This is a genomic window from Acinetobacter sp. 24-47-64, assembly GCF_057737055.1.
Map to the genome: position 1 here is coordinate 1,061,475 of NZ_CM173215.1, position 18,164 is coordinate 1,079,638.

The 18,164-nt window shown below is 39.4% G+C and carries 16 protein-coding genes; 8 read left to right on the top strand and 8 right to left on the bottom strand.

Annotation, left to right across the window (positions count from 1 at the left end):
• Positions 1 to 25 precede the first annotated feature (25 nt).
• Both AC1M85_RS05060 and mrcB read right to left on the bottom strand, forming a co-directional pair.
• Complete coding sequence (locus AC1M85_RS05060) at positions 26 to 595, bottom strand: tetratricopeptide repeat protein (protein WP_488213670.1); 570 nt, start codon at positions 593 to 595, stop codon at positions 26 to 28.
• 26 nt (positions 596 to 621) lie between these two features.
• On the bottom strand, positions 622 to 3,018 hold the full coding sequence (gene mrcB / locus AC1M85_RS05065) for a penicillin-binding protein 1B (RefSeq protein ID WP_092767169.1): 2,397 nt from the start codon (positions 3,016 to 3,018) through the stop codon (positions 622 to 624).
• 227 nt (positions 3,019 to 3,245) lie between these two features.
• Between mrcB and AC1M85_RS05070 the strand changes: the two genes are divergently transcribed.
• The gene (locus AC1M85_RS05070; protein WP_035267328.1) at positions 3,246 to 4,187 is read left to right on the top strand and encodes an NAD(+) kinase; all 942 of its coding nucleotides are present in this window, start codon (positions 3,246 to 3,248) and stop codon (positions 4,185 to 4,187) included.
• 2 nt (positions 4,188 to 4,189) lie between these two features.
• On the top strand, positions 4,190 to 4,456 hold the full coding sequence (locus AC1M85_RS05075) for a YeaC family protein (protein WP_035267325.1): 267 nt from the start codon (positions 4,190 to 4,192) through the stop codon (positions 4,454 to 4,456).
• 49 nt (positions 4,457 to 4,505) lie between these two features.
• On the opposite strand, the gene AC1M85_RS05080 is transcribed toward AC1M85_RS05075, so the two are convergent.
• Positions 4,506 to 5,507 carry a glycosyl transferase family protein gene (locus AC1M85_RS05080; RefSeq protein ID WP_488213671.1) on the bottom strand — a complete coding sequence of 334 codons (1,002 nt, stop codon included), beginning with the start codon at positions 5,505 to 5,507 and terminating at the stop codon, positions 4,506 to 4,508.
• A 211-nt stretch (positions 5,508 to 5,718) separates the two neighbouring features.
• Between AC1M85_RS05080 and AC1M85_RS05085 the strand changes: the two genes are divergently transcribed.
• The 4 genes from AC1M85_RS05085 (at position 5,719) to AC1M85_RS05100 (ending at position 11,003) form a co-directional block, all read left to right on the top strand.
• Complete coding sequence (locus AC1M85_RS05085; RefSeq protein WP_035267322.1) at positions 5,719 to 6,861, top strand: acyl-CoA dehydrogenase family protein; 1,143 nt, start codon at positions 5,719 to 5,721, stop codon at positions 6,859 to 6,861.
• A gap of 280 nt (positions 6,862 to 7,141) precedes the next feature.
• Positions 7,142 to 8,251, top strand: coding sequence for a prephenate dehydratase (gene pheA / locus AC1M85_RS05090; RefSeq protein WP_035267321.1), 1,110 nt, complete (start codon positions 7,142 to 7,144; stop codon positions 8,249 to 8,251).
• Between the two features lie 19 nt (positions 8,252 to 8,270).
• Complete coding sequence (locus AC1M85_RS05095; RefSeq protein WP_488213672.1) at positions 8,271 to 10,517, top strand: bifunctional prephenate dehydrogenase/3-phosphoshikimate 1-carboxyvinyltransferase; 2,247 nt, start codon at positions 8,271 to 8,273, stop codon at positions 10,515 to 10,517.
• Between the two features lie 111 nt (positions 10,518 to 10,628).
• On the top strand, positions 10,629 to 11,003 hold the full coding sequence (locus AC1M85_RS05100; protein ID WP_092767159.1) for a hypothetical protein: 375 nt from the start codon (positions 10,629 to 10,631) through the stop codon (positions 11,001 to 11,003).
• 67 nt (positions 11,004 to 11,070) lie between these two features.
• Here AC1M85_RS05100 and AC1M85_RS05105 read toward each other — a convergent pair whose 3' ends face one another.
• A complete protein-coding gene (locus AC1M85_RS05105) occupies positions 11,071 to 11,700 on the bottom strand; it encodes an alpha/beta hydrolase (RefSeq protein WP_035267316.1) in 630 nt (209 codons plus the stop codon).
• Between the two features lie 123 nt (positions 11,701 to 11,823).
• Between AC1M85_RS05105 and yaaA the strand changes: the two genes are divergently transcribed.
• Both yaaA and AC1M85_RS05115 read left to right on the top strand, forming a co-directional pair.
• Complete coding sequence (yaaA, locus tag AC1M85_RS05110; protein WP_092767157.1) at positions 11,824 to 12,603, top strand: peroxide stress protein YaaA; 780 nt, start codon at positions 11,824 to 11,826, stop codon at positions 12,601 to 12,603.
• Between the two features lie 33 nt (positions 12,604 to 12,636).
• Complete coding sequence (locus tag AC1M85_RS05115; protein WP_092767155.1) at positions 12,637 to 13,272, top strand: HD domain-containing protein; 636 nt, start codon at positions 12,637 to 12,639, stop codon at positions 13,270 to 13,272.
• On the opposite strand, the gene AC1M85_RS05120 is transcribed toward AC1M85_RS05115, so the two are convergent.
• From AC1M85_RS05120 to AC1M85_RS05135, 4 genes are all read right to left on the bottom strand, one after another.
• Positions 13,259 to 14,671 (bottom strand): cryptochrome/photolyase family protein, encoded by a 1,413-nt coding sequence (locus tag AC1M85_RS05120; RefSeq protein ID WP_488213673.1) that lies wholly within the window; start codon positions 14,669 to 14,671, stop codon positions 13,259 to 13,261. The two genes, AC1M85_RS05115 and AC1M85_RS05120, sit on opposite strands and share 14 nt — an antisense overlap.
• Before the next feature lie 131 nt (positions 14,672 to 14,802).
• Positions 14,803 to 15,285: an FKBP-type peptidyl-prolyl cis-trans isomerase gene (locus AC1M85_RS05125; RefSeq protein WP_092767151.1), complete on the bottom strand. Its 483-nt coding sequence runs from the start codon at positions 15,283 to 15,285 to the stop codon at positions 14,803 to 14,805.
• A 135-nt stretch (positions 15,286 to 15,420) separates the two neighbouring features.
• Positions 15,421 to 16,707: an NAD(P)/FAD-dependent oxidoreductase gene (locus AC1M85_RS05130; protein WP_488213674.1), complete on the bottom strand. Its 1,287-nt coding sequence runs from the start codon at positions 16,705 to 16,707 to the stop codon at positions 15,421 to 15,423.
• A 122-nt stretch (positions 16,708 to 16,829) separates the two neighbouring features.
• Complete coding sequence (locus tag AC1M85_RS05135) at positions 16,830 to 18,140, bottom strand: D-alanyl-D-alanine carboxypeptidase family protein (RefSeq protein WP_488213675.1); 1,311 nt, start codon at positions 18,138 to 18,140, stop codon at positions 16,830 to 16,832.
• Between the last annotated feature and the right edge of the window lie 24 nt (positions 18,141 to 18,164).

Here is an 18,164-nt window from a genome sequence, read left to right on the forward strand (position 1 = left end):
TAAAAAAGCAAAACTCATGCTTACATCAAAATTTCTTGATTTGGTTTTGTGCTTCTTGGATGAGTTTTTGATTTTTTTGGAGTTGACCTGATTTCAAAATAATTTGCCAAAGTTGTCGCTTCATCGTTGCTGTTTGAGCATAACTGAGACCTCGTTTTGCCAACGATTCAGCATTTTTTGCCTCATTTTTTTGATTGGCAATCATCGCGAGATACATATAGGTCTCTGCAGATTGAGGGGCAAGTCTTTGTGCTTGGAGTGCGGCTTTCTCAGCTTCACTCCATTTTGCTTGACGAAATGCATGATGGGTTTGTTGCATTAGATTTTTAAATGCGGGAAGTTGGCGGCCATCATCGAATTTTTGAGTTGAGCTTTTCTGTTCAGGAATAACAATTTGTAATTGTTCCCGTTTAATCTCAGGTCGATCGTAAGGCGTAATTTTAATACCATCGGCATCTTTTTGGGATGGTGTTGTTTTAGTCTCAGCTTGTTTAGGTTTCTGAGACGGTTGTGAGTTTTGAGAGGAGGTTAAAGTTTGGCAACCGCCTAAGAGTAATATGCTGGCGAATAGTACGCTAAAATTCAGTTTTGTCATTAACCTTAACTCCTCCTAAACTTATTTTAAGGATTATAACTTCCACTCGAAAGTACTCGAGTGGCATTCGTATTTAAATCCCGTTCCATTTCTGTTTCGCTCTCACGAATATATTGGTCGATGCTGTCTTCTGCTGGAATTTCTTCTGCATTCGTTTCAGGAACGTAAGTCGGCTCTACTTGGTAGTGTGGTAAGCCACATGCTGTTGCGCGACGAGGAACAGTATATTTAAGTATCGGTACATAGAGCGCACCTTGACAACCTTGTGCTGAAAGCTCGCCGCTATTTGAGTCAATCCAATGCCACTGTACTTCATCAGGTTGACGTAAATTGACAGGTTTTTGCTTCAGTTGCTTCATTACGTTGGTCCACACGGGTAAAGCGCCAGATGAGCCCGTTAAGCCTGTGACTTTATTGTCATCTAATCCAAGCCAGACAACTGCCAAATGATTACCTGAATACCCCGCGAACCACGAGTCCCTTGTATCATTGGTCGTACCTGATTTACCCGCTAGATTTAGATTCGGAGCGAGGCCGTTATAAGCAGCACGTCCTGTACCTGCCGACATCACACGTTGTAATCCGTAATTTAAAATATAAGCAGCCGATGGGTCGATCGTTTGTTGAACATTTAAACTGTAGCGATTAATGAGCTGCCCATTGGTATCAACAACTGTTCGGATAGATTTTGTAGGATATTTAAACCCTCCAGTTGCAAAGTTGCCATAAATATTCATGATTTCCATAGGCGACATTTCAACAGCCCCTAAGAAAATCGATGGGTAATTTGGAATAGGTGAAGTCACGCCAAACTTCATTAAATGATTGGTAAATGAAGAAAGTCCAAATTCTTGTCCTAAGCGAACTGTAGATAGGTTATACGAATTGGCTAAAGCTTGAACCATTGGGACGTAACCATACGAAGTTCCGCTATAATTTTTGGGTGTCCAAGTCTGATTGCGATCGACTGGCACACTAATTGGCGAGTCTTCGATTGCCGTCGCCCAGTTATAACGACCAGATTCCAAAGCAGTTAGGAAAATAACAGGTTTTAATAATGAGCCTACCTGACGTTTTGCATCAACTGCGCGGTTAAAACCTGTGAAGTCAGATACTGAACCTACGGCTGCAATCAATTCACCATTTTCAGGGTGAGAAACTAATACCGCGCCTTGAAGCTCTTTCAAGCGTGCAGGATTGGTCTTAGACAGTCTTGATACTGAATCTGTAAATGATTTTTGTACTTTGATTTGTGCGATTGGATCTAATGTGGTGAAAATTCGAAGACCTTGTTTCGTTAAATCGCTTTCTTGGTATTCTGTTTTGAGTTGACGACGAACGATGTCTAGGAAATCAGGGAAGCGAGCTGGGCCTAAAGTCGGTTTTTTAATCACGTTTAAAGGTTTAGCTGACTCAGTTTCATATTGCTCTTCAGTCAAATATCCCATGACTAACATATTGTTTAGAACAACATTACGGCGTTTTAATGCACTTTCAGGATTTCTCCAAGGATTGTATAAGCTAGGACCTTGAACGAGCCCGACAAGGAAAGCCTGTTGCGCTATACTCAATTCTCTAAGTGGTAAACCAAAATAAAATTGAGACGCTAAACCATAGCCATTGATCGAGTAATTACCATTTTGTCCTAAATTAACTTCATTCAAATATGCTTCCAGAATTTCATCTTTGTCATAATGAAACTCAAGCAACAACGCCATAAAGGCTTCATTCACTTTACGTTTGATTGTACGTTCAGGGGTCAAATAAAAGTTTTTAACCAATTGCTGTGTGAGTGTAGAACCACCTTGACGCTTACCACCAGTAACGTTGCTTACAACTGCGCGTGCTGTACCACGAAACGAGACGCCGTGATGATGATAGAAGTTGCGGTCTTCAGTCGCAATAAGCGCTTGAATTAAAGGTTTAGGAACACGATTGAGTTTAATGAGAACACGGTCCTCGTTGTGTTGAGGGTAGATTCCCCCAACTAACATTGGTTCTAGACGGGCAATCCCCGTACTCGATGGTTTTGTTGCTTTAATCTCTGAAATTTGACTAGCGCCAAAACTGACTTGGAGGATTTGTTCTGGTTCTACACTATCACCAAAATCGAAGCCACGCGTGTGGACATATATAGTATTGCCTTGAACCAAAAAATTACCTGGCTTGGTATAGTCTTCAGCGTTTTTATAACCCAACAGACCTAGCTCTTGAATGAAGTTTTGTTGCTCAACGGGTGCATTAGCATAAACTTCCAAGGGGCGTGCATATACTTTCGCTGGAATATCCCAACGATTGCCTTCAAATTTATCGCGAATAATATTATCTAAACGGATTAGATAAATACTAAAAGCCACAAATGCAGAAATCACCAGCACTGAGAAAATCAATGCAATTAAGCCAATACCACGTTCAAACTTCATAGATCAAAAAGCAAAACCCTGTTTTATTGCGCTCATCATGCGAAGCTTTTTTATAATTTGCAATAATTAAACTGTGAATTTATGCCTTTTTTAGATAAATGTAATGATTTATCTAATTCAATATTAAGGAGAAAATTAAGATTTTAAGTTGGGGAAATGTGAAATTATTCGTGAAATTCATAACATGAAACAGGCTTGAAATATGTAAGTCACAGAATGATGATGATATGATACTTAACAATTCATCTGGAGCCGTAGCATACGTGCAACTTTCAGCAAAGTCATTTCGTAATATTGGATTAATTGGACGACCAGATAAATCATCTGTGGTTGAGACTTTAAGTCTAATTCATGACCATTTGATTAGTTTAGGTTTGCATCCAGTTTTTGATTCAGAAACCGCTAAATTGGTCCCTTATAAAAATTCGCAAACGGTCAGTCGAGCTTTATTGGGTGAAGTTGCAGATTTGGTGATTGTCGTAGGTGGTGATGGTTCATTGCTTCAAGCGGCTAGATCCTTAGTGAAATACAATACTCCAGTCATCGGGGTAAACCGTGGGCGTTTAGGTTTCCTAACAGATATCAAACCGACAGAAGTTTTATTTAAATTAGATCAAGTCTTGAAAGGTGAGTTTCAGCTAGATCGCCGTTTTTTATTAGAAGTCGAAGTTCGTAGTAAAAATGAACTGATTTATGATGCAATAGCATTGAATGATGTGGTGCTGCATTCAGGTAAGTCAGTCCATATGATTGAGTTTGATCTTCATATTGATGGTCAATATGTTTATCGCCAACACAGTGATGGTTTGATTGTATCGACACCTACGGGTTCAACAGCATACGCACTTTCTGGTGGCGGTCCAATTTTGCACCCAAGTATGGATGCGATCGCGCTAGTGCCAATGCACCCGCATACGCTTTCTTCTCGTCCGATTGTGGTGGGTGGTCAAAGTGAAATTAAAATTCAAATTCGTAAGAATCGAGTGTTGCCAATGGTGAGTGCTGATGGGCAACACAGTGTTTCTTTAAATGAAGGTGATTGGTTGCATATTCGCAAACATCCTTTCAAACTTACTTTATTACATCCACCTGGATACGACTTTTATATGGCATGTCGTACCAAACTAGGATGGAATCAAGATTACGATTCATTTCATCAGCAGGACTAAACATGAATATTGAACAAATGTTATCAGTTTTGGATGCAGACATCGTTGCTCGTTTAAGAACTGCCGTTGAAATCGGTAAATGGCCAAACGGTGTAGCTTTAACTCAAGAGCAGCGTCAGATTTCAATGCAAGCAGTCATTGCTTGGGAAGCTAAAAATCTGCCAGAAACAGAAAGATCAGGGTATATTGATAAAGGTCATAAAGAGGAAGGTGATGAATGTGATTCACATGTTCCAGAGCCAGAATTTCAACCTATACGTTTTGTATAATGTTCTATGCTTAAAAAAGACACCTGATGGTGTCTTTTTTAATCCGAAGTTATACTCGATGACGTGATTGCCAGTATTCTTGAGCCAAAGTCTGCGCTTGTGTAAATGTATCAGCCACATTTATGGTGTAAAGTGCGATTGCCATAGTTTCAATAACAGCCACCTCTCCGTAAGTATGTTGGGAATCACCTAACCATACTTCTTTGAAAGTATCTAAGTTCAACTCTTCTTCAATTGCTGAACGATCAGCTGTGAGTTTCGGAAGTTCAAGCTCATACAGTTCACCGTCTCGTATACCACAAATTAAGGTTTTTGCATCTGGGTTTCGTTCAAATTCACCGCCTTCACCTTTAATCACCGCACTGTTAACGTAACCTAATTTGGCAGCAGTCTGTTGATGAGAACTGCGATACGCAGGGTGAAATATCGCTTGCAAAGTGGCTTTGGCATTGAAGGGATTGATGAGTCGTGAAAGCGTATGAATGGGTGAGCGTAAGCCCATGATATTGCGTAATGCAATTAAATCACTCAAGGTAGGTGAAATGACTTCGAGTGGTATATAGGCAAAGTTATGCTGATTCAGTTCTGATGCCACTTCGTTTTCATTTTGACAAATGGTATAACCTAAATACTGTAAAACTTGTTCTGTATATAATCGATTGATGGTATGTCCAGAAGCCCCATGCATTACAATACGATGACCATGTTTTGCTAAGGTTAACGCCGATAAGATAAACCACGGATAGTGTTTGCGTTTCCCCGCGTAAGAAGACCAGTCTAGGTCGACATCAATAGCTCTAAATTTAAGTTGATCACGAGTCGCTTGCACAAAGCCAGCCAGTTCATCTACAGATTCTTCTTTCACTCGTAAAAGCATTAAAAATGCACCCAGCTGAACGTCTAATACCTCATTTTTTAAAATCATCTCAAATGCTTGATAGGCTTCTTCATAGGTCAGTGATCGCGCACCATTTTTTCCTTTGCCAAGAATACGAACAAATTGCGCAAATGGATGTTCAAAGTCTTTATATAAATTACGTTTTGTATTCATGATCAATGCAGTTGGATGTTCTTAATGACAGTGTAACGTGGAATGATGCTTCGAATAAAAGCTAAATATCAAATTCAATGATCAAGCATTATTTTTAGCTTTTGAGACTGACCTAATTGTATGAATTTTCAAGCGCTTTTGTCCATGACAACTGGAAAAAAACGGGATAGCATGAAAACTTATAAAAAAATGAAGTGTAAGGAACACAAGAATGTTGGCATATGATGCAGATTTAGAATTATTCCGTGATAATTTCAAACGTTTTATGAGTGAGCACGTTGCTCCTCATTATGAGCAGTGGGAACGTGAAGGAAAAATGCCACGTTCAGTGTGGAATGCACTTGGTGAAAATGGCTTCTTGTGCGTAGATGTTCCTGAAGAATATGGTGGTTATGGTGTCCCAACAGAATATTCTTTAATGTTGGTTGAAGAGTCGGCACGTGCAGGTTATAGCGCATTATCGACAGGTATTTCATGTCACTCAGAAATTGCAGCACCATATATTTTGCACATTGCAAATGAAGAACAAAAAAAATATTGGTTGCCAAAAATGGTTTCTGGTGAAGTGGTCGGGGCAATTGGAATGACAGAGCCAGGTGCTGGTTCTGATTTACAAGCCATCCGTACGAATGCCATTTTGAATGGTGATCATTATGTTTTGAATGGCTCTAAAACCTTTATTTCAAATGGTCAGCATGCAGACTTGGTTGTGCTTGCCGTTAAAACAGATCCTCAGGCACGTGCTAAAGGCGTCTCACTTCTATTGGTTGATACTCATTTAGAAGGGTTTAAAAAAGGCACAAATCTCGACAAAATCGGTTTGCATTCCCAAGATACCTCGGAACTCTTTTTTGACAACGTTAAAGTTCCAGCTGATCAGCTTTTAGGTCAAGCGGGTCAGGGATTTGCCTATTTGATGCAAGAATTACCACGTGAGCGGACAGCGATTGCTGCGACAGCATTAGGAGCAATTCGAGGTTCAATTGATGTGACAGTTCAATATGTCCAAGAACGTCAGGCTTTTGGTCAAAAAATTGGACAATTCCAAAATTCTCGTTTTGTTTTAGCACAAGCGAAAATCGATGAACTGGCTACGGCTGCTTTTTATAATCAAAACCTAGCATTGTATAAAGAAGGGAAATTGGATGTTGAAACAGCAGCTGCATTAAAAAGTTTCAGTACAGATATGCAAATGAAAGTGGCGGATAACCTACTGCAACTTTTTGGTGGCTATGGCTATATGACGGAATATCCTATTTCACGCTTCTTTGTGGATGCACGTATTCAACGAATCTACGGCGGAACCAACGAAATCATGAAAGAAATCGTAGCACGTGGCATGCTAGGACGTTAATTTTTATCCGTATTTACATCTCGCTTGATGAATACAAGCGAGATGTATTCGAATGTGTTTTCAATTTTAAAACTTATAGAACGCACTGATTTTAAAAAAAGATTAAAGCTATCCTATTCAATATTCTTGTCTTTTTTCTAATTTATAGCGCATATTGGATTGATGATTATTTCAACTGTATATTTTTAAGTCTTATTGCCATAAAGTTTGGTTGCTTAACATTTGAAAGCTAACTATTGTTATACTGTTTACATAACTGATTCTGTAAGGCGACATTACAATGATCAACGATGATCAAAACACGACGAATTCTTTAGACTTAGCTAAAATCCGCGAAGATATCGACTCAGTAGATCAACAACTCCAACAACTGATTAACCGTCGAGCACGACTTGCTGAAGCTGTAGCAAAAGCAAAATTTGCTTCTGAAGAAAATCCAATGTTTTATCGTCCTGAGCGTGAAGCACAAGTTTTGCGTAATGTGATGGAGCGTAATGAAGGTCCTTTATCTGACGTGACGATGGCGCGTTTGTTTAGAGAAATTATGTCTGCATGTCTTGCTTTAGAAGCACCACAAAGCATTGCTTTCCTTGGTCCAGTAGGAACTTACACCCATTCGGCAGTACTGAAGCATTTTGGACATGATGCGGTTGTGCGCCCACTTCCTACAATTGATGAAGTGTTCCGTGAAGTCGAAGCAGGCAGTGCACATTATGGTTTAGTTCCTGTTGAGAACTCATCCGAAGGCGTGGTTAACCACACGCTTGATTGTTTTAAAGCGTCACATTTAAATGTGATTGGTGAAGTTGAATTACGTATTCATCATCAATTTTTGATTTCTTCAAATACGCGTAAAGACAGCATTAAACAAATCTATGCGCATCAACAAACTTTAGCTCAATGTCGTGGCTGGCTCGATGCTCATTATCCAGGTGTTGAACGTGTGGCTTTGAGTTCGAATGCTGAAGCTGCTCGCCGTATCCGTAATGAATGGCATTCTGCGGCAATCGCATCTGAAACAGCTGCGAGCTTATATGATTTAGAAATCTTACATAGCAATATTGAAGATAATCCAGAAAATACAACACGCTTCTTAGTTATTGGGCGTGAAAAAGTACCACAAAGTGGTAATGATAAAACTTCTTTATTGATCTCTGCACATGACCGTGCAGGTGCGTTATTAGAAATTTTAGCGCCGTTCGCTAAACATAACATTAGCTTGACCAGTATCGAAACAAGACCTGCATTGCCTGAAAAATGGGCTTATGTATTCTTTATCGATTTAGAAGGGCATATCGAACAAGAGAACGTACGTGCGGCTGTCGAAGAAATTCGTCCATTAGTCAAAGAAATCCGTGTTCTTGGTTCATACCCGATTGCGGTACTTTAAAAAGAGTTGATACTTAGATATGTCTCAACCTTTATTTAAAAAAGTTGCATTTATTGGGCTAGGATTGATTGGATCAAGTTTAGCACGTGTCATTCAAGCACATGGTCTTGCTGAAAATGTTGTGGCATCTACGCGATCTGTTCAAACGTTAGAAGATGCTAAAGCTTTAGGTTTGATTAGTGACGGATATGCTGATGCCAAAGATGCAGTGGTTGATGCAGATTTAATTGTTCTTGCTTTACCCGTGAGAGCTACACAATCTGTATTAAACTCGATCAAATCTGTGATTACTCCTGATACCATAATTACAGATGTGGGCAGTACCAAAGGCAATGTGGTTGAGGCTGCAATTGCGGTTTTTGGTGAGCAGTTACCCGCAGGTTTTGTTCCAGGGCATCCAATAGCTGGTGCTGAACATACTGGTGTTCATGCAGGTAAAGTAGATTTATTTGCTAACCACAAAGTGATATTAACGCCGTTAGCAACAAGTGCTGAGTGGGCAGTGCAAAAACTAATTCAGTTATGGCAAGCTGCTCAAGCTGAAGTAATTTGTATGGATGTGGAAAAGCATGATGAAGTGCTTGCGCATACAAGTCATCTGCCACATTTAATGGCATTCAATTTGGTTGAGCAACTGGCAAATCGTGAAGATAATCTGGACATTTTCCGCTATGCAGCTGGTGGTTTCAGAGACTTTTCTCGCATTGCGGCGAGTGATCCACAAATGTGGCATGACATATTCTTTGCCAATAAAAAAGCGATTTTGAATGCTGTTGATGGCTTTGAGAACCAATTGGCTCATATTCGACAGCTCATTGAAAACGAAGATTCAAAAGCACTCATGGGATTGCTTGGGCATGCTCAAGCAGCACGCCAACATTTTAACCATATGCTTGCCAAGAAACCTTTAATGGAGAACAAAACTGTGACACAGCAATTTACTATTCTGCCGGGTGCTAAATCATTTTCTGGAAAATTTAGCGTGCCAGGTGACAAATCTGTGTCACACCGTTCAATCATGTTTGGTGCGATCGCTGAAGGTACAACCCATGTTACTGGTTTCTTAGAAGGTGAAGATGCCTTAGCAACACTTCAAGCATTCCGTGATATGGGTGTAAATATTGAAGGTCCAAAAAATGGTGAAGTCACGATTCATGGTGTAGGAATGTATGGCCTTAAAGCTCCAGCAAGTGAGCTTTATATGGGTAACTCTGGGACTTCGATGCGTCTTCTGTCAGGGATGTTGTCTGCGCAAAAATTTGACTCAGTAATGACTGGTGATGCATCGTTGAGCAAACGTCCCATGGAACGTATTGCAAAGCCACTCCGTGAAATGGGTGCTCAAATTCAAACAACAGGTGAGCGTGGCACACCGCCAGTATCGATCACAGGTAATCAGCAACTTAAAGGTATTCATTACGATTTACCAATGGCTTCTGCACAAGTGAAGTCTGGCATTCTGCTCGCTGGTTTATGGGCAGAAGGTGTAACGTCGGTGACTGAGCCAGAACCTACACGTGATCACTCTGAGCGTATGTTACGTGCATTTGGGTATGATGTGAAAACTGAAGGTAACCGTATTTCTTTAAAAGGTGGTGGTAAGTTAGTTGGCACGAATATTCAAGTGCCTTCAGATATTTCATCTGCTGCGTTCTTTATGGTGGGTGCTGCCATTACTGAAAATTCAGATGTAACACTTGAGGCAGTGGGTATTAACCCTACTCGTACTGGTGTGATCGAAATTTTGAAGCAAATGGGGGCTGATATTTCAGTCGAGAATGAACGAATTGCAGGTGGTGAACCAATCGCTGATATTCGAATTCGTGGCACTCGTACTTTGAAAGGCATCCACATGCCTGAAGATCAAGTACCTTTAGCGATTGATGAATTCCCAGCATTATTTATTGCTGCAGCTTGTGCTGAAGGTCAAACAGTGTTAACTGGTGCAGCTGAACTTCGTGTAAAAGAGTCTGATCGAATCCAAGTGATGGCTGATGGATTGAAAACCATGGGTGTTGATTGTACGCCTACGGATGACGGTATTATTATTGAAGGTAAAGGTAAGTCTGGTGATTGGTCTGCTATCTTTACAGGTGGTGAAATTGAGTCTCATCATGATCATCGTATTGCCATGAGTTTCTCCATTGCGGGTCTGCGTACTTCAGGCGCAATTAAAATTGTGGGAACTGAAACCGTTGCAACAAGTTTCCCAACATTTACTCAACTCACTGAACAAGCGGGTCTATCTATTCAAGTTAGTGAATAATACGACCAAAGATTTGTATATTTCTTTTCAAACAGCCAAGCAAAAGCTTGGCTGTTTTGTTTATATTGCTTATTCTAATTCTATATAATTAAAAAGCCTTTGGATGAGGAAATGAAAAAATTACAATTTTTAGTTGATCAAACGAAATACGCTAAGGCTCATTCAAGTCATTCTCATGATAATGCACAAACTTACGTTACAGCATTGTTATCTGAACAGTTGGTGCAACATGGATTTCACACTCAAACTACGAATCCGCATGAATTAGAAGTCAGTGTCTCTGATCACCCAATCGCTTTAGGGGTGAACTGTAATCAACCAGATGGCGAAGGACATTTTGTATGTGAAATAAGTGCGCATGCAGATGAGGAACAGGATTGGTTTCAAAAAATTGAGACGCAGAGTGTGATTAAACAACTTGCGCAAGCAGTAGAGCAGACATTAAGAGAGGATGAGTCGTTCCAGTCGCTAGAATGGAAATCCTAACGAGGAATAAAACAAACCCAATGTAAAGAATCTACACTGGGTTTTTCTGAAACACGTAATATTTATATTAAGCCGTAAGGAAGCGAGTGATCGCGACGCGAAGTTGCTTCAAATAACCTGTGAAGAAGTGATTAGCACCAGGTAGCACTGTAATAATATGGCGCTGAGGCTTTGCCCATTCAATCAAATCGGATAATAAAGTGACTTCATCTGCCTCACCATGAATAAACAGAATATCACCTTTAATTGCTGGAGTAACATAGTGACGGATACCAGCAACTGTGGCTGTTGGTAAACCACATAGAATGACTTGTTCAGGTTGAATTTCTTGAGGTAGTGCATGATATGCCTTCGCCATAACGTGTGCACCAAAACTAAAGCCTCCAACGTAGAAAGGCAATGTAAGGTGTTTTGCACGTACTTGACGAATGACTTCTAAAATATCTTCTGTTTCACCAAATCCTTCATCGTGAACCCCTTCACTTTGACCTGATCCACGGAAACTTGGACGATAAACGATATAACCACGCTCAAGGAACATTTGAGCTAGCAGAGTGGGAACTTTGTGCTGAGGAGTACCACCTTGAAGCGGGTGAGGGTGACAAACGACCGCAAATCCTTTTACTTCAGACTGAGGATAATCTACAAAAACCTCAATTTTGCCAACAGGGCCTTGAATGAACATTTGTTCAGACATAAAAATACCGATTAACGTGCAGGAGAATCGTATATTTTAACGTCAATAATTAAAAAAAACACAATTGGAAATAAAATAAGTCTACTGTTATAGTTTGATTAATTGTTTTTTGATCAGGTTTCTATGTTTGCCTTAATTTCTCCTGCTAAGACATTAGATTATGAATCTACACTTCCAACTGATGAACATACTTTACCAAGATTGCTTGACCACTCACAACAGCTTATAGACGTAAGTCGTAAACTGTCTGCTTCAGAAATCGCCAAATTAATGAGTGTGAGTGAAAAAATTGCGAATCTTAACGTGGAACGCTTTAGAGATTGGCAATCAGACTTTGATTTATCAAATTCACGCCAAGCAATATTTGCCTTTAAGGGCGATGTTTATACAGGTCTGGATGCGTATTCGCTTACGCAAGCTGATTTAGAATATGCTCAATGCCATTTAAGAATGCTATCGGGTCTCTATGGATTACTTCGACCACTGGATTTGATGATGCCTTATCGTTTAGAAATGGGCACGAAATTAGCAAATCCACGCGGTCACAATCTTTACGAATTTTGGGGAGATGAAATTACCCAATTGATCAACCAAGATTTATCAGAAGCCAAGAGTGATTTATTGGTCAATATCGCATCCGATGAATATTATAAATCGGTGAAAGAAAGCAAAATTAAAGCTGAAATTATCAAGCCCGTATTTTTAGACCAGAAAAATGGAAAATATAAAGTAATAAGTTTCTATGCAAAAAAAGCGCGTGGATTGATGGCACGTTATATTATCGAAAATAAACCTAATACTGTGGATGATCTTAAATCATTCAATACGGATGGCTATTATTTCGATGCTGAAAGTTCTTTGAAAGGTGAGCTCGTATTTAAACGTGATGAGCAGGCTGCTTGAAAATAAATAGGCGGTAGCTGGGCAGGGTGTCTGATGATTGATTCATATTTAAAACAGTTGAGAAGATACTGGGCCGCTACTGCACAACAGCTTGAACTATCCTCAGAGGATTCCATATCTATTCTTGATAGATTAGAAGTTCATTACAGTGAGCCTCATCGGCATTATCATACAGTGCAGCATATCGTTGAATGTATGGATCACTTACAATTGGTTCTACCAAATTTAAAAGATCCTTTATCAGTCTCTATAGCTCTTTGGTTTCATGATGTAATATATGAGCCTAAGGCACACGATAATGAACAACAAAGTGCTGATCTGATGCTGAACATCATATCTCCCCACATGGAGATGAGGAGATGTGAGAAAATTTATCAGTGGATATTAGCGACCAAAGAGCATCGTTGTGCATCTGATTCGGATCTTAACTATTTACTTGATATTGATCTTGCAATTCTCGGTTCAAACGCCAAACGTTTTGAAGAATATCAGCAGCAAATTCATCAAGAATTCAGTTGGGTACCCTCTGAAATTTATACATTAAAACGAAATGAAGTTCTTAATAGCTTTTATCAAATGGAATCCATTTATAAAACAGCATATTTTCATGACACTTTAGAAAATCAAGCCAAACAAAATTTAGAACGAGCATTCGTTAGGCTGATTTGAAAGCAGCTAATGCGCGCTGTCGACTCATCTTTAAATCAACAATAGGTTTTGGATAATTGAGTTTAAGATTCGGATTTTTAGCATAAGGCTCATGAATGATTTTTGCATCAAGATGAGCTAATTCAGGTACCCATTTGCGAATATAATTACCTTGACTATCAAATTTTTGTGATTGACTAATGGGGTTGAAAATACGGAAATAAGGTACAGCATCTGTACCTGTTGAAGCACACCATTGCCAGCCACCATTATTTGCCGCTAAATCTCCATCAATCAAATGTTGCATAAACCATTGTTCGCCTTTACGCCAGTCGATGAGCAAATTCTTACTAAGGAACATGGCGACAATCATTCTGACACGATTGTGCATCCATCCTGTTTCAAGCATTTGACGGATTCCAGCGTCCACAATTGGAATCCCAGTTTGTCCAAACTTCCAAGCATTTAATTCATCGGGTGCGTCACGCCATGGCACATTAGACGTGTTTAAATTGAATGGTTGATATTTCGATAATCTTGGAAAGTCAAACAGGATATGTTGATAAAATTCTCGCCATAATAACTCATCTAACCAAGTTTGTTGACCATCAGAGTAGAGATGAAAATTGCCATTTGAGCGACTAAAAATTGCAGCCAAACATTGTCGAATCGAAATAATTCCTAGATTTAAATACGGTGATAATTGACTGGTTGCATCAATGTTTGGAAAGTCGCGTTGTTGTTTGTACGTCTCTAAATTCTCATCAACAAATTTCTCGAGCATTTGTAGTGCAAATGACTCTCCAACAGGCCATTGATATTTAATCTGAGCATCAGGATAAAAATCATGTATCGATGGAATTTTGGAGGTATGAAAGCGTTGTATAAGCTCATGAGGCTGTACTTTAGGTACAGGGAGTGGTTGAGGAACAGAGATATTCAAGATTTCATAGCATGCACGTTTATAAGCACCAAAAACTTGATAAGGCTGGTGCGCCTTATTACGAATTGATTCAAGTGGGAAAATTGTGCGGTCATGATAATACTCGACAGTTACTTGATGCGATTCTAATAAGGTCTGCACTTGTGCATCACGATGTAACTCATTCACGCCGATTTCAATGTTGGCGTGTATCACAGTAACTTGATATTTATTTGCGAAAGTTAATAATCTAGCTGGTACATCGTCCCATTGGGGAACGATTTCCACTACAAGTGGGATATTGAATTGCTTTAACTCAATTTCAAGTGACTTAAGTTGGCGAAGATAAAAGTCAATTTTAATCACTGCATCATCATGCAATTTCCATTGTTCAGGCGAAAGTATCACCACTGCACAAGTATTCCCATGCTGGGTTGCCTCCATTAACGCCGTGTTGTCCCTAACTCTTAAATCCTGACGAAACCAAATGAGATTCATATGATTAATATCCAAATATCCTCAGGAAATTATAAGAATTTGAATCATTTAAATCGTTAAGCATTGTAATTTTTTGCATAAAAAAAAGGCGAAGCAGAAGCTTCACCTTTTTGTCCTAAAATCCGTAGATTTTAGTGGTGGTGACCACCTACACCGTGAACGTGACCGTGATCTAACTCTTCTTGAGTTGCTTCACGGATTTCAACGATTTCAACATCAAATGTTAAGTCTTGACCAGCAAGTGGGAAGTTAGCATCAACGATTACGTTTTCGCCTTCAACAGCTTTAACAGTCACAATTTGAACGCCATCATCAGTTTGCGCTTGGAATTGCATACCAGCTTCGATGTTGTCTACGCCTTGGAACATTTGTTTAGGTACTTCTTGAACTAAATCAGTGTTGTACTCACCATAAGCTTCAGCAGCAGGAATCGTTACTGTGAATTTGTCACCAGTCGTTTTACCTAACATTGCTTTTTCTAAGCCAGGGATAATGTTGCCAGCGCCTTGCAAATATGCAAGTGGTTCACCTTGAGATTGATCGAGAGTTTCACCCTCTGCATTAGTCAATTTATAGTTAAATAAAACCACAAGGTCATTTGCAATAACTGTCATGTTAATGATCCATTCAAATATTTTAAGGGTACATCATAAAGTGAAAACCAATTTTTGTAGACAATTTTCTAAAAAAAATGCAGTTTCGATAATTTATAACGCTTAAATATTACATTGGGGCGTCTTTTAGATTTTTCAATGCAATTTGATTTTAGGTGCTATTTTTCTGGTCACAAAATCTTTGGCTGTGAGTAACCCTGCCTGTGCATAACCATAAATCGTGGCTTGATGCAGTCGGTAAAGAGATACATACATCGACTTCGCCACAAATCCTTGAACATTGACCTGACCAAGTAATTCACCGACTGCTTTATTCTCACTTAAAGATACAAGTGAGCCTTTGTCAGAAAAATTGAACATCGGTTGTGATTTTCCTGAAATTCGCGCTTTCATTGCATCAACGAGGAAAGCAGCCTGTTGACTTGCAACTTGCGCACGCGGTCCTAAAGCTGTTTCACGGGCATCTAAAATACAGGATGCGCAATCACCGAAAGCAAAAACATTCGGATCTGCTTTTGTTTGGAGTGTTGCAAATACGTGTAAGCGACCCATACGATCTTTTTCGAAGCCTTCTAGCTTTTGAATCACTGCTGGAGTTTTAATGCCTGCAGCCCAAACTTTTAATTGTGCTGGAATTGAACTTCCATCATTAAAGTAAATTTGATCTGCATCGACTTTTTCGACACGTTTAGACGTTAAAATATCCACATTCATGCGCTTAAGCTGCTTGGTGCTGTGGTCTGACATTTTTTCAGAAAGAGCCGGTAGAATACGATCCGCGCCTTCAATTAGTGAAATTTTGACGTTTTTAGGGTCAATTTTATTAAGACCGTATTTAAAGAAGTTTTGTTTGGCTTGAACTAATTCAGCTGCAAGCTCAACACCTGTTGCACCTGCACCTATAATGCCAATATGCAGCTCACGATGGTCATTGTTATTTTGAGCTTCGATATAAAGATGAAGTAGATGCTGCTGGAACTGTTCGGCCTGTTTTGGATTATCTAAATAGTGACAATGTTCTTGCACACCTGAAGTATTAAAATCATTGGAAACCGAACCAACCGCTAGAATAAGAGTGTCATAACTTAGCGTTAAATGATCAGTCGATTGGTCATAGGTCGATGCAACAGGTTTGAGCAACTGAATGGTCTTGGCTTCACGATCTAATTGTTCAAATTTACCCAATACAAACTCATAATGATGTTTCGCAGCATGACCAAAATAGTTTGTTTCTTCATCACTAGGGCTTAGCGTACCTGCTGCAATTTCATGTAAAAGTGGTTTCCAAATATGTGTAAGCTTTTGGTCAACTAATGTAATTTTTGCTTTTTTAGATTTGCCCAGCGTGTCACCCAGTTGTGTTGCTAGTTCTAAGCCACCAGCACCACCACCCACAATGACAATATGATGAAGATTCGACATTTAATATTCCTATTTTTATAGCGTCATAAATAAAAAAGAGATGGGGGTTAATATGCCATCTCTTTTTTAAAGAATTATTCTTTTTGTATTACAAGTTACAGATTTACAATAAAAAACTGCAATCAGTTTAAAGGATAGATTTTTGCTTGATTTGCACTGCTAGATCCGAAACTAAATAATTGTTTAAACCAATTCAAAATACTTTCAAACCATGATGCTTCATCAATTTGAAGTTCATCCTCAATCAATACCGTTTGAATGAGTCGATTATTTTGATAGATATGAATACGTGCCAACTGCTGAATTTGCGCTATAGGTGCGGTTAATGATTGTGTTAGTAGCTCGACGTTCATATGCGTTTGAGTTTGCTGTAAAGGCTCAAGAGCTGAAATGAATCCAAAAGCATCTGTTTGAATCAAACGATGAGTTTGATTGTCAAAATTACGCATATCAATCATTTGATTCGCGTTATACAAAGAGGTCGTCACGATACTTGGCTTTTTAGTTTCGACTCTGAACATTTTTAAGGTAGATGCGACTACAGGGAGTTCAGCAATTAGTTGCTTATTTTTAATTGCAATTTCATTGCGTGTATAGGCATAGGATAGGTTTAAAAGTTGATGTGCGATTTCTGCGCGTTTGAAGCCACTTTGAGCACCGAGTACCACAACAATAAGTCTTCTTTGATTGAGCTCAAATTGTTGAGTTGGTCGGTTGGCTGTAAGTGCAAGGTTATAGCCTGCAGCACGAGTAAACCCTGTTTTTAAACCATCAACAGTAGCATCTTGTTTTAGTAAGATATTCGTTGCACGGTGAAAATGCTGATTGTAAGTAAAACTTTGCTGTTTCGAGTAGTCAAGGTAATCGGGTGTTTCATTGGTGAGTGCTTGTGCGAGCACGGCTAAATCATGCGCTGTTGAATAGTGCATATCCATTGTAATGCCCGCAGGATTGGCAAAGTTTGTATCTTTCATGCCAAGTGCTTTGGCTTCTTGATTCATGCGTTGAACAAATGCAGGCACTGATCCTGAAATTCGTTCAGCCAATGTGACAGCAGCATCGTTGGCAGACATGATAATTAAGCCTGCTAAAAGCTGATCAATCGTAATTTGTTGAGTCGGCTTCAGATACATCTGAGACTCATCCCATTGAACTACATTGACAACTGGTGTGGCAGTAATAACTTCATTTTTGCTAATTTTACCCGCTTGAATGTCTTTCAGCGCGATGTAAGCCACCATCATTTTGGTTAACGAAGCTGGTGCACGTTGGACATGGCTATTGTGTTCAGTAATGACTTGACCTGATTGTGGATCTAAGACAGTCCATGCTTCAGCTTCTAAACTTTCTGGTGCAACTTCGAACAAGGAAGCATGTGTGATATTTACTATAAAAAAACTAAAAATTATGAGTAGAGCAGAGTAGAGTTTCAACGGGTTTACCTATATAAGCCAATC

Coding starts and splice junctions, on each gene's coding strand:
- AC1M85_RS05060 (WP_488213670.1), bottom strand. CDS start 595: ATGACAAAACTGAATTTTAGCGTACTATTCGCCAGCATATTACTCTTA.
- mrcB (WP_092767169.1), bottom strand. CDS start 3,018: ATGAAGTTTGAACGTGGTATTGGCTTAATTGCATTGATTTTCTCAGTG.
- AC1M85_RS05070 (WP_035267328.1), top strand. CDS start 3,246: ATGATACTTAACAATTCATCTGGAGCCGTAGCATACGTGCAACTTTCA.
- AC1M85_RS05075 (WP_035267325.1), top strand. CDS start 4,190: ATGAATATTGAACAAATGTTATCAGTTTTGGATGCAGACATCGTTGCT.
- AC1M85_RS05080 (WP_488213671.1), bottom strand. CDS start 5,507: ATGAATACAAAACGTAATTTATATAAAGACTTTGAACATCCATTTGCG.
- AC1M85_RS05085 (WP_035267322.1), top strand. CDS start 5,719: ATGTTGGCATATGATGCAGATTTAGAATTATTCCGTGATAATTTCAAA.
- pheA (WP_035267321.1), top strand. CDS start 7,142: ATGATCAACGATGATCAAAACACGACGAATTCTTTAGACTTAGCTAAA.
- AC1M85_RS05095 (WP_488213672.1), top strand. CDS start 8,271: ATGTCTCAACCTTTATTTAAAAAAGTTGCATTTATTGGGCTAGGATTG.
- AC1M85_RS05100 (WP_092767159.1), top strand. CDS start 10,629: ATGAAAAAATTACAATTTTTAGTTGATCAAACGAAATACGCTAAGGCT.
- AC1M85_RS05105 (WP_035267316.1), bottom strand. CDS start 11,700: ATGTCTGAACAAATGTTCATTCAAGGCCCTGTTGGCAAAATTGAGGTT.
- yaaA (WP_092767157.1), top strand. CDS start 11,824: ATGTTTGCCTTAATTTCTCCTGCTAAGACATTAGATTATGAATCTACA.
- AC1M85_RS05115 (WP_092767155.1), top strand. CDS start 12,637: ATGATTGATTCATATTTAAAACAGTTGAGAAGATACTGGGCCGCTACT.
- AC1M85_RS05120 (WP_488213673.1), bottom strand. CDS start 14,671: ATGAATCTCATTTGGTTTCGTCAGGATTTAAGAGTTAGGGACAACACG.
- AC1M85_RS05125 (WP_092767151.1), bottom strand. CDS start 15,285: ATGACAGTTATTGCAAATGACCTTGTGGTTTTATTTAACTATAAATTG.
- AC1M85_RS05130 (WP_488213674.1), bottom strand. CDS start 16,707: ATGTCGAATCTTCATCATATTGTCATTGTGGGTGGTGGTGCTGGTGGC.